Annotated in this window: 11 protein-coding genes and 1 rRNA gene; 9 read left to right on the top strand and 3 right to left on the bottom strand. The window is 66.1% G+C overall.

Annotated features, from left to right (window positions below; translation table 11 throughout):
- Positions 1–54: 54 nt before the first annotated feature.
- The 5 genes from rrf to NP4_RS42005 all read left to right on the top strand — a co-directional run bounded on the left by rrf (position 55) and on the right by NP4_RS42005 (position 3,032).
- Positions 55–171: ribosomal RNA gene (rrf, locus tag NP4_RS31470) — 5S ribosomal RNA — on the top strand.
- A gap of 179 nt (positions 172–350) precedes the next feature.
- Positions 351–1,067 carry a GH25 family lysozyme gene (locus NP4_RS31465; RefSeq protein WP_068005710.1) on the top strand — a complete coding sequence of 239 codons (717 nt, stop codon included), beginning with the start codon at positions 351–353 and terminating at the stop codon, positions 1,065–1,067.
- A 201-nt stretch (positions 1,068–1,268) separates the two neighbouring features.
- Entirely contained in the window at positions 1,269–2,000 is a 732-nt protein-coding gene (locus NP4_RS31460) for a rhomboid-like protein (protein WP_068005709.1), read from the top strand.
- Between the two features lie 38 nt (positions 2,001–2,038).
- Positions 2,039–2,716: an endonuclease NucS gene (nucS, locus tag NP4_RS31455; protein WP_068005708.1), complete on the top strand. Its 678-nt coding sequence runs from the start codon at positions 2,039–2,041 to the stop codon at positions 2,714–2,716.
- A 10-nt stretch (positions 2,717–2,726) separates the two neighbouring features.
- The gene (locus NP4_RS42005) at positions 2,727–3,032 is read left to right on the top strand and encodes an Rv1322 family protein (protein WP_062515292.1); all 306 of its coding nucleotides are present in this window, start codon (positions 2,727–2,729) and stop codon (positions 3,030–3,032) included.
- Positions 3,033–3,398: 366 nt separating this feature from the next.
- On the opposite strand, the gene NP4_RS31445 is transcribed toward NP4_RS42005, so the two are convergent.
- Together NP4_RS31445 and mce are read right to left on the bottom strand one after the other, a co-directional pair.
- Positions 3,399–4,397, bottom strand: a complete 999-nt coding sequence (locus tag NP4_RS31445; RefSeq protein ID WP_068005707.1) for a coiled-coil domain-containing protein — start codon at positions 4,395–4,397, stop codon at positions 3,399–3,401.
- Between the two features lie 86 nt (positions 4,398–4,483).
- The gene (gene mce, locus NP4_RS31440) at positions 4,484–4,981 is read right to left on the bottom strand and encodes a methylmalonyl-CoA epimerase (protein ID WP_068005706.1); all 498 of its coding nucleotides are present in this window, start codon (positions 4,979–4,981) and stop codon (positions 4,484–4,486) included.
- Positions 4,982–5,071: 90 nt separating this feature from the next.
- Here mce and NP4_RS31435 point away from each other — a divergent pair, with 90 nt between their 5' ends.
- From NP4_RS31435 to NP4_RS43475, 4 genes are all read left to right on the top strand, one after another.
- Positions 5,072–6,253 (top strand): acetyl-CoA C-acetyltransferase, encoded by a 1,182-nt coding sequence (locus tag NP4_RS31435; protein WP_174556192.1) that lies wholly within the window; start codon positions 5,072–5,074, stop codon positions 6,251–6,253.
- A 61-nt stretch (positions 6,254–6,314) separates the two neighbouring features.
- Complete coding sequence (locus NP4_RS31430; protein ID WP_082876381.1) at positions 6,315–6,668, top strand: DUF3817 domain-containing protein; 354 nt, start codon at positions 6,315–6,317, stop codon at positions 6,666–6,668.
- 61 nt (positions 6,669–6,729) lie between these two features.
- The gene (locus NP4_RS31425) at positions 6,730–7,584 is read left to right on the top strand and encodes a tetratricopeptide repeat protein (protein WP_068005703.1); all 855 of its coding nucleotides are present in this window, start codon (positions 6,730–6,732) and stop codon (positions 7,582–7,584) included.
- 296 nt (positions 7,585–7,880) lie between these two features.
- A complete protein-coding gene (locus NP4_RS43475; RefSeq protein ID WP_068005701.1) occupies positions 7,881–8,261 on the top strand; it encodes an SSI family serine proteinase inhibitor in 381 nt (126 codons plus the stop codon).
- A 3-nt stretch (positions 8,262–8,264) separates the two neighbouring features.
- On the opposite strand, the gene glgB is transcribed toward NP4_RS43475, so the two are convergent.
- Positions 8,265–10,400, bottom strand: coding sequence for a 1,4-alpha-glucan branching protein GlgB (glgB, locus tag NP4_RS31415; protein WP_082876384.1), 2,136 nt, complete (start codon positions 10,398–10,400; stop codon positions 8,265–8,267).
- Between the last annotated feature and the right edge of the window lie 14 nt (positions 10,401–10,414).

The raw sequence follows: 10,414 nt of genomic DNA, 5'->3' as shown, positions 1-10,414 counted from the left end.
ACGTATGCTCGAGGCTCGAATTGAGGGTCTCGCGCGTGGATAGTTTCATAGAGTTACGGCGGTTATAGCGGTGGGGAAACGCCCGGTCCCATTCCGAACCCGGAAGCTAAGCCTGCCAGCGCCGATGGTACTGCACTCGCCAGGGTGTGGGAGAGTAGGACACCGCCGGAACATAATTCGCGAAGGCCCCGACCGTTTGGTCGGGGCCTTCCGCGTATCCGAACCATTTTTCGGACACGCGCGAGTCATCCCATCCACGACTTCGGTAGTCGCGAATGCAAGGGTGTGCGGGTACATCCGCTCAGTCATGCAGATCATCGAGTAGTCACCGGAGCGATTCAGGGAGAGCGATGACTTCGCGTAGAGCTATGGCGGCGATGCTGTTGATTGCCGTCGCCGCGCTGACGGGTACGCAGACGCCGTACGCCGCCGCGGCGCCCAACCCGCCCGAGGGGATATCGGTCAGCGCCAGCCAGACGAAGATCAACTGGGAGGCGGTGAAGTCCGCCGGAATCGACTTCGCCATCGCGAACGCGACCGACGGCCCCAGCTATACGAGCCCCCAGTTCAATTCTCAGTACACCGGGGCGACCAATACCGGTCTGATCCGGGGCGCATACCACTTCGCTCGGCCGAATGCGAGCAGCGGTGCGGCCCAGGCCAATTACTTCCTCGCCCACGGTGGCGGCTGGCAGGGCGACGGCGAAACGCTACCGGGCACCGTGGATCTGGAAGCGGCCGGGTCGGATACGTGTTACGGCCTGAGCGCCGCCGCGATGGTGAACTGGATCAAGGACTTCAGCAATACCTACAGGGCAAGAGCCGATCGATACCCCATCATCCACACGACCACCAGCTGGTGGAAGCAGTGCACCGCCAACGACGCCACCTTCGGTGGGGACAACCCGCTGTCGATCGCCAACTACGCGAAGACGCCCGGCGCCCTGCCCGCGGGCTGGACCTCCCACATGTTCTGGGTCTACGCCGACCACCGAGCCAAGGTCCCGGGGGAGGCCGTCCAATTCAACGGCGACCGAGGGGGCCTGGAGCGGTTCGCCCGCGGCTGACCAGGTAGTGCTACCCCCACCACCAGCTCAGTTCTGCACAACCGGTTTGCCCTCGCTACGCTGGGGCATCATTCGGATACGGCGGCTCTCCGATTCACAGTGAAGTCTCGAGGATCGGGGAGCCCGTCCGAAGTCCTGAAAAGGATCATCAACAGGTAGGTCCGGCGGATCGGCTGCCGGTGGAGTTCGGAAGGGGACGCGATGGTGGTGCTGTCCGCGCCCGCGTCGGAGGCATCGAGTGGACAGGTCGCGACCGGTCGTCGTGGCTGGCGTCGATTCTTGCTGCCGGTGACCTACGCGTATGTGGCAGCGCTCATTGCCGTGGCGGTATCGCTGTCGGTTATGACGGATTCCATGCAGAACAAGATCGTGCTGCACGCGAGCACCAATCTGCACAATCTGCTCCGCGGCCACTTCGGCACCCTGTTCTCCAGCGCCCTGGTCATCGGCGACAATTCCGCCGCACTGGTGATCATCCCGCTGCTGGTGTCCCTGCTGGCCCTCGCTGAATTGAGATTCGGTGCGTGGCAGGTGATTCGGATCTTCCTGGCCGGACATATCGGTGCCACGCTGCTGGTCGCTTTGGGCCTGTGGGTGGCTGTGGAGGCCGGTTGGCTGCCGGTGGACATCACCCGCGCCGAGGACGTCGGCATCAGTTACGGCGCCCTTGCCCTCATCGGAGCCTTCTTCGCACTGCTTCCGCATCGGTGGCGACCCACCTGGGCGATCACCTGGCTGGCCGTCGCCGTCGCGGGCGTCGTGATGGGCCGGACTTTCACCAATGTGGGACATCTGCTGGCCGTCTCGATCGGCCTGCTGGCGGGCTTCTGGGCCCTGCGCATCCGCGGCCTCGCGCTGCCGAAGCTGACCTGGTTCGAGACCGGACTGCTGATCGTCGCCTCGGCCCTCGGCTACCTGTTGCTCGTGGGCTGAATTCCGCGCGGGCGCGGCACTGGCCTAAAGTGCCTCAGGTGCGCCTCGTGATTGCTCGCTGTCAGGTCGACTACGTGGGTCGGCTCACCGCTCACCTCCCGATGGCTCGCCGGCTGCTGATGATGAAAGCGGACGGTTCGGTCCTGGTCCATTCCGACGGCGGTTCCTACAAACCGTTGAACTGGATGAGCCCGCCGTGCTGGCTGGAGGAGCGCGAATCCGATTCGGAGACAGGCAAACTCTGGGTGGTGACCAATAAGGCCGGTGAGGAGTTGCGGATCACCGTCGAGGAGATCGAACACGACTCCTCGCACGATCTGGGCATCGATCCGGGTCTGGTGAAGGACGGTGTCGAGGCTCATCTGCAGGAGCTGCTGGCCGAGCACATCCACACCCTCGGCGACGGGTACAGCCTCATCCGCCGCGAATACATGACCGCCATCGGACCGGTCGACATCCTCTGCCGCGACGCGGGCGGCGCGACGGTGGCCGTGGAGATCAAGCGCCGCGGCGAGATCGACGGCGTCGAACAGCTCACTCGATATCTGGAACTGCTCAACCGGGATCCGCTGCTGGCCCCGGTGACCGGGGTCTTCGCGGCCCAGCTGATCAAGCCACAGGCCCGTACGCTGGCCACCGATCGCGGAATCCGTTGTCTGACGCTCGATTACGACGCCCTGCGGGGCACGGAGAGCGCCGAATTCCGATTGTTCTAACCTCGATACCATGCCCCGCCGGAAACCGCGTCCCAGCAAGCCGGCGCGGTTCCCGGAGGGACCGCGCCCGCTCGGCGACGTTTTCGGCCGGACCGAATACGGCCCGGGCGGCGACGAGACCTACAACGTGCGCACGATTCCCGGCAGTCGCGCGGTCAAGACCTATCGCTGCCCGGGGTGTGATCACGAGATCCCGCCCGGGGTCGCGCACATCGTGGCTTGGCCCGCCCACGGCGGCGAAGACGATCGACGACACTGGCATACCGGCTGCTGGAAGGGTCGGCACACCCGCGGCATCACGCGTCGCTGGTCCTGAGCGATCAGCTGCTCCAGAGTGTGCGTGAGCCGTTCGGGCTCATTCTGCCAATCTATTTGTAGACAGGCGCTGGGGTTACCTGGGTACCGCTGGACCGGATTCGCGGCGGTATTTCCGGCATTGTCGTAAACGTAGTAGGCAGAGGCGGCCAAATTGCGGGCGCTTGCAACCAGAATGGGACTGCGGCCCGACATCACCGAATTCTCATCGATGCCGAACCGGTGCCCGGATTCCGTGCGGTCCATATCGGCGGGCGACGGTGCGATCGAGGTCAGAGCGGTGGGCGACATAAGGAAGGCCGCCCCCGACGAGTCGGGGGCGGCCCTGGAACGGGTGGTGGTTTGTCGCCCGATGGGATTCGGCGTACTAGCTGGAGACTTCGGCGTTCTCGCGCTCGGCGGCGTCTACGTCGTCCTCCTCGGCGTCGGCCTTCGCGTCCGGAATGGCCTTCTGCCGATTGGCGCCGGACTGCTTACCGGACAGCGAGCGCTGCTCCGGGGCGCCGTCGAGCAGTTCGCTCTCACGGTTGACCGCGGCGAGCATGGCCGGAACCGAATCCAGCTGGCCGCGAATACCGAGGAGCTGGGCCAGGACTCGACCGCGCAGCACGCGCATCTCCTCGGCCAGTTCCTTGGCATGGGCGATCTTGCGATCGGCCTGCTGGGTGGCGGAGGTGACCAGACGGTTGGACTCGTCGGTCGCGTCCTTGATGCGCTGGGCGGCCTCGGAACGGCTGGTGGCCTCGAGCTCCTCCATCGCGCGGGTGAGCTTGGTGCGCCGCTCGGCCATGGTGACCTCGAAGTCCTGCTGCGCGGCCTTACGCTTGGCCTCGGCTTCCTTCGTGATGCGGTCGGCCTCGGCCTGGGCGGCCTCGACGATCTTGGTGGCCTCGGCGCGGGCGTTGGCGAGGGTCTGCTCGAATTCGACCTCGAGCGCCTCGCGCTTCTCCTTGGTCTCGCCGAGCAGCGATTCGTACTTGCCACGCATCTCGGTGGCCTGCTGCTCCGCGATGGAGATCATCTCGGCGGCCTCGGCCTGCGCCTGCGCGCGAACCTCGGACGCCTCGTCGGAGGCCAGGCGCAGCATCCGCGAGATGCGGTCGCTCATACCCTCCGCGGTGGTCGGCGGCACCGACAGACGATCGACTTCCTTACGCAGTTCGTCGATTTCGTCCCGCGCGTCTTCCAGCTGGGCGGCCAGGTTTCGGGCCTGCGCCGCGGCGGCATCGCGGTCGGTGGCGGTGACCCTCAGTTCGGCATCGAAACGGTCGAAGTAATTGCGTACTTCGTCACGGTCGTAACCCTTCCGGACCACCGTAAAGGGCAACGCGACGAAGCGATTGCGATCGGGCTCAGTGGACGACATGCCCCACAAACTACAGCCTGGTGCCCCACCATGGTGACCCGACCGCGAATGTAGTTACGACAACTTTCCGCGGCCGGATTGCGGTACTAGTGAGTAGGATTCGCCGCCGGCTCGACGAGCTCGATGAGCACACCGCCAGCATCCTTCGGGTGTACGAAGTTGATGCGTGAACCCGCGGTTCCGGCCCGGGGCGCCTCGTACAGCAAACGAAGTCCACGGCCTCGCAGATGGGTTGCCACGGCGTCGATATCGGTCACGCGGTAGGCGAGTTGCTGCAGACCCGGACCGTTGCGATCGATGAACTTGGCGATGGTCGAATCCGCGTTGGCCGGAGCCAGCAACTGCAGAGCAGTCGAATCGTCTCCGGCGCCCGGCAGCGACAGCATCGCCTCGTGCACGCCCTGGGCCTCGTTCACCTCACGATGGGTCTCGATCATGCCGAGATGTTCGGAGTACCAGGTGACAGCGGTGTCCAGGTCGGGGACCGCGACGCCGACGTGGTCGATCGCGATCACATAGTCGGCGGGGATGAATTCGGACGTATCGGGGGTGCTCACCCCTCGAACGGTAGCGCGCACCTGCATGGTCGTGCCGGGAGCACACCGGTTACCGTGGAGTACGAGGCGGCTCGTTCCGTCGACGGCGATCTGTGAAATCGAGAAACGAGGTTCATCGTGACCACCACCTCCGTCATCGTCTCCGGTGCGCGCACCCCGGTCGGTCGGCTACTGGGTGGGCTGAAGGACTTCAGCGGCTCGGATCTGGGTGGTTTCGCGATCAAGGCGGCGCTGGAACGCGCCGGGGTCGCGCCGGATCGGGTCGACTACGTGATCATGGGGCAGGTGCTGACCGCCGGCGCGGGTCAGATCCCCGCGCGGCAGGCCGCCGCGGCCGCGGGTATTCCGATGGATGTGCCGGCGCTGACGGTCAACAAGGTCTGCCTGTCGGGCATCAACGCAATCGCCTTGGCGGATCAGCTGATTCGCGCGGGGGAGTACGAGATCGTCGTCGCCGGCGGCCAGGAGTCGATGACCCAGGCCCCACATCTGCTGGAGAAGAGTCGTGAGGGCTTCAAATACGGCGATGTGACGATGCGCGACCACATGGCCCTCGACGGTCTGTGGGACGCGTTCACCGATCAGGCGATGGGTGCGCTGACCGAGGCCCGCAACGATGTCGACCAGCTGAGCCGCGAGGAGCAGGACGCCTTTTCGGCCGCCTCGCATCAGAAGGCCGCGGCCGCGTGGAAGAACGGCCTATTCGACGACGAGGTGGTGCCGGTGGCGGTGCCGCAGCGCAAGGGCGATCCGATCCTGGTGAGCCAGGACGAGGGCATTCGCGCCGACACCACGACGGAGACGCTGGGCAAGCTGCGTCCGGCCTTCCGCAAGGACGGGACCATCACCGCCGGTTCGGCCTCGCAGATCTCCGACGGCGCGGCCGCGGTGGTCGTGATGAGCAAGGCCAAGGCCGAGGAGCTCGGGCTGAGCTGGATCGCCGAGATCGGCGCGGCGGGCGTGGTGGCCGGTCCGGACTCCTCCCTGCAGGATCAGCCCGCCAACGCGATCGCCAAAGCCTGTGCCCGCGAGGGTATTTCGCCCGCTGACCTGGATCTGGTGGAGATCAACGAGGCGTTCGCCGCGGTGGGTATCGCCTCCACTCGCAAGCTGGGCATCGATCCCGCGAAGGTCAATGTCAACGGCGGCGCCATCGCCATCGGGCATCCGATCGGCATGTCGGGTGCGCGGCTGGTGCTGCATCTGGCGCTGGAGCTGAAGCGGCGCGGCGGCGGGATCGGCGCGGCGGCGCTGTGCGGTGGTGGCGGTCAGGGTGACGCCCTGATCATCCGGGCCTGAAAAGCTGTGGCATAGAACACAGAACTACGAGGTGTCGTAGACCTGCGGCACAATGGCAGGCATGGGTGAATTCTTCGACCTGAGTACCGTCGCCAAGCGGGTGCGGTTGTTCGGAGTGCTGGAAGCGGTGTCCTGGGTGCTGCTGCTGACCGGCTCGGTGCTCAAGCGGCTTCCCGACCCGATCACGTGGCCGGTGATGGTATTCGGGCTGCTGCACGGGTTCATATTCCTCATGTTCGCGCTGAACCTACTGCTGGCGACTCGTGAGTATCACTGGCCGGCCAAGACGCTGGCGCTCGGACTTGTCTCGTCGGTGATCCCGTTCACCTCGGTCTTATTCGAGCGCTGGGCCATCCGCAGCGGGCAGTTGGGCGAGCTGAGCCAATCCCCGGCGCCCGCCCCCGCGGGTTCGTGACAAACTGGAACTCGTGACTCGACCTGCTGCACGACGTCCTTCGCCCGCCGTTGCCGCCGCCATGTCCGGTGCGGTGGATCTGTCCGCTCTGAAACAGCCGGCCGCCGGAGACGTTCCGAGCGATCACGCGGTCACCGAGGCCGATTTCGAGACCAAGGTACTGCGGCGTTCGCTCGAGGTTCCGGTAGTCGTCGTCCTGTACTCGCAGCGCAGTCCCGGCAGTGTGGAACTGGTCAAGCTGTTCGAGCGGCTGCTCGGGGAGGGCGACGGTGGCTGGGATCTGGCCACCGTCGAGGCCGAACCCAATATGCGCATCGCTCAAGCCTTCGGTGTGCAGGGCATTCCGACGGTCATCGCGGTCGCCGCGGGCCAGCCGCTGGCCGACTTCCAGGGCGCCCAGTCCGAACCTCAGGTCCGCCAGTGGCTCGCCGCCGTGGTCGACGCGGTCCAGGGCCGCCTGCCCGGCGCTGAGGGCGCCGACCCCGCCGAGGCCCCCGAACCTCCCGCCGACCCGCGCTTCGACGCCGCCGAGGCCGCCATCGAACGCGGCGACATCCCTGCGGCCGAGGCCGCCTACGAGCGCATCCTCGCCGAGGAACCCGCCAACCAGGACGCCAAGTCGGCCCTGCGCCAACTCCGCTTCTACACCCGGGCCCAAAACCTCCCCGCCGACGCAATCGCCCAGGCCGACGCGTCCCCCACCGATATAGAAGCCGCCTTCGCCGCCGCCGACCTCGAACTGTTCAACCAACAGCCCGAGGAAGCGTTCACCCGCCTGATCAATCTGATCAAGCGCACAGCAGGCGACGACCGCAACCGCATCCGCACCCGCCTCGTGGAGCTGTTCGAGCTGTTCGACACAGCGGACCCCATCGTGGTGGCGGCCCGCCGCAAGCTGGCTACTGCGCTGTACTGACGGAAAGCGAGAGCCTGAGCGTGCGAGCGATGAGCAAGGGGCCTGAGCGGGCGGTCTTCGCCTTTCGCCCGAGCGTCCTGCTTATTCCACGCCCGAGCGTCGCCCTCTGTTCCTCGCTCTGAGCGTCGACTTTCGTTCTTGGCCCTGAGCTCGGCCCTTTGTTCCTGGCCTGAGCGTCCTTCCGCTGTTCCCCGTGCCGGGCGCCCAGCGCCCGGCACGGGGATTCTCGTTCCCAGCGAAAGTCGTGGAACCGACTCGGGCTGAGCGGATTACGATGGGAGTGGAAAGGGGGAGCGATGCGGTTGGTTTTGCCTGTGGCGCATTTCGGGGCGGCTGTGGTTGTGCTTGCGGGGGTGTTGGTTTCGGCGGGGAGTGCTTCGGCTGGGCGGGGGGAGACCGAGTTGGTCTTCAGTCGGACGGATCCGGATCAGGGGGTGCGGTCGGTTACGTTGATCTGTCGGCCCGATGGTGGGTCGCATCCGGATGCGGCTGGGGCCTGTGGGTATCTCGCGGCTGGGGGTGGGCTCGGGCTGCCCGAGGAGAACGCCGAGGTTCGGTGTTTCCGGTACTACCCGGTGGAGTTGCGGGTGGAGGGAACCCTTCGGGGGCATGATATTTCGATCTCGAACACGTACGGTTGCCTGGTTCCCGAGCTGGCGACGCCCTGGAAGTTCTGAACGTTATTCCGGCGCGAGCCAGACCGCGCTGTTGGGGGCCAGCGTGACCGCGGCCGAATAGGGTCGCCCGTGCCAGGGCTGTTCGGTGGCCTCGACGCCGCCGAGGTTGCCGATTCCGCTGCCGCCGTAGGTCTCCGCGTCGGTGTTGAGGACCTCCTGCCAGCGTCCGCCCGCGGGCAGCCCTACGCGATAGTCGCGGTGTTCGGCGCCGGAGAAGTTGAAGACGCAGGCCACGAGGGAGCCGTCGGAGCCGTGGCGCAGGAATGCGATGACATTGTTGGTGCGGTCGTCGGCCTCGATCCAGGCGTAGCCGCCGGGGGAGGTGTCCTGGGTCCACAGCGCGGGGTGGGCGCGGTAGGCGGTGTTCAAATCGCGTACGAGGACCCGGATTCCATTGTGCAGCGGGTTATCCAGTTCACCCCAGTCCAGCCCGCGATCGTGTGACCACTCCCGGAACTGCCCGAAATCCTGGCCCATGAACAACAGCTGCTTACCGGGATGGGCCCACATATAGGCCAGCAATGCCCGCACCCCACAGGCTTTCGCCCAGTCGTCGCCGGGCATCCGCGTCCACAGCGTTCCTTTACCGTGCACGACCTCGTCATGACTGATCGGCAGCACGAAATTCTCGCTCCACGCGTACACCATCGAGAAGGTGATCTCGTTATGGTGCCAGCTGCGATGGATCTGATCGCGGCCGAGATAGCCGAGCGTGTCGTGCATCCAGCCCATATTCCACTTCATCGTGAAGCCCAGGCCGCCGACATCGGTGGCGCGGGTGACGCCGGGCCAACTGGTGGACTCCTCGGCGACGGTCACCACGCCGGGATGATGTTTGTGCACCGTCGCGTTCATTTCCTGAAGGAACGCAACGGCTTCCAGATTCTCGCGCCCGCCGTTGACATTGGGCTCCCAGCCGCCCTCGGGGCGGGAGTAGTCCAGATACAGCATCGAGGCCACCGCGTCGACGCGCAGTCCGTCGATGTGGAACTCCTCGATCCAATACAGCGCGTTGGCCACCAGGAAGTTACGCACCTCGTAGCGGCCGAAGTTGAAAACGTAGGTGCCCCAATCCAACTGCTCGCCCCGGCGCGGATCGCCGTGCTCGTAGAGCGGCGTGCCGTCGAAACGAGCCAGAGCCCATTCGTCACGAGGGAAGTGTGCGGGCACCCAGTCGAGCAGCACCCCGATACCCGCACTGTGCAGCCGATCGACGAAGGCCCGGAAGTCGTCCGGCGTACCGAATCGCGCGGTTGGGGCATAGTACGAGGTGACCTGATAGCCCCACGAACCGCCGAACGGATGCTCCGCGATCGGCAGCAACTCGACATGCGTATAACCTTGCCCGCGAACATATTCCGCGAGCTGATCGGCCGCTTCCCGATAATCGAGCCCCGGTCGCCACGAGCCCAGATGCACCTCGTAGACGCTCATCGGCGCCCGCGTCCAGTCGGTGCTCTCGCGCGCGGCCAGCCAATCCTGGTCCCGCCATTGGTATTCGCTCGCGGTGACCACCGACGCTGTCGCCGGAGGGGCCTCGGTCGCGAACGCCAGCGGATCGGCATGATCGACCGTGCGCCCGTCGGCGCCGTGCACGCGGAACTTGTATTTCGCGCCCACCCCGATCCCGGGCACGAACAGCTCCCACACCCCGGATCCGCCCAATTTCCGCATGGGCGCGGTATTTCCGCTCCACCCGTCGAAGTCCCCGATCACGCTCACCCCGCGGGCATTGGGCGCCCACACGGCGAACGAGACGCCGGTGACCTCACCGTCGAGGGTGGTATAGCGGCGCGGATGCGCGCCGAGCACATCCCACAACCGTTCGTGGCGGCCCTCACCCAGCAGATGCAGATCCAATTCGCCGATCGTGGGCAGGAATCGGTAGCCGTCCGCGGTCAGCACGGTCTGCCCACCCGGATAGGACACCACCAGCCGGTAGTCCCACAGCTCCGAGAACGGGACGACGCCCTCGAACAGCCCGTGCGCCACATGGTCCAGCGGAAAGTCCTTCTCGCCGATCCGCGCCGCCACCGAATCCGCATGCGGCCGAAGGGTTCTGATCACAGTGCCGTCGGGATGCGGATGCGCCCCGAGCACCGTGTGCGGGTCCGCATGCGTGCCGGCGGCCAGCAGCATGAGGTCGCGGCGGT

The sequence above is a fragment of the Nocardia pseudobrasiliensis NBRC 108224 genome, from assembly GCF_001613105.1.
GTDB lineage: Bacteria > Actinomycetota > Actinomycetes > Mycobacteriales > Mycobacteriaceae > Nocardia > Nocardia pseudobrasiliensis.
The sequence above is the reverse complement of the archived record's forward strand: the minus strand, read 5'-3'. Positions and strand labels throughout refer to the sequence as shown.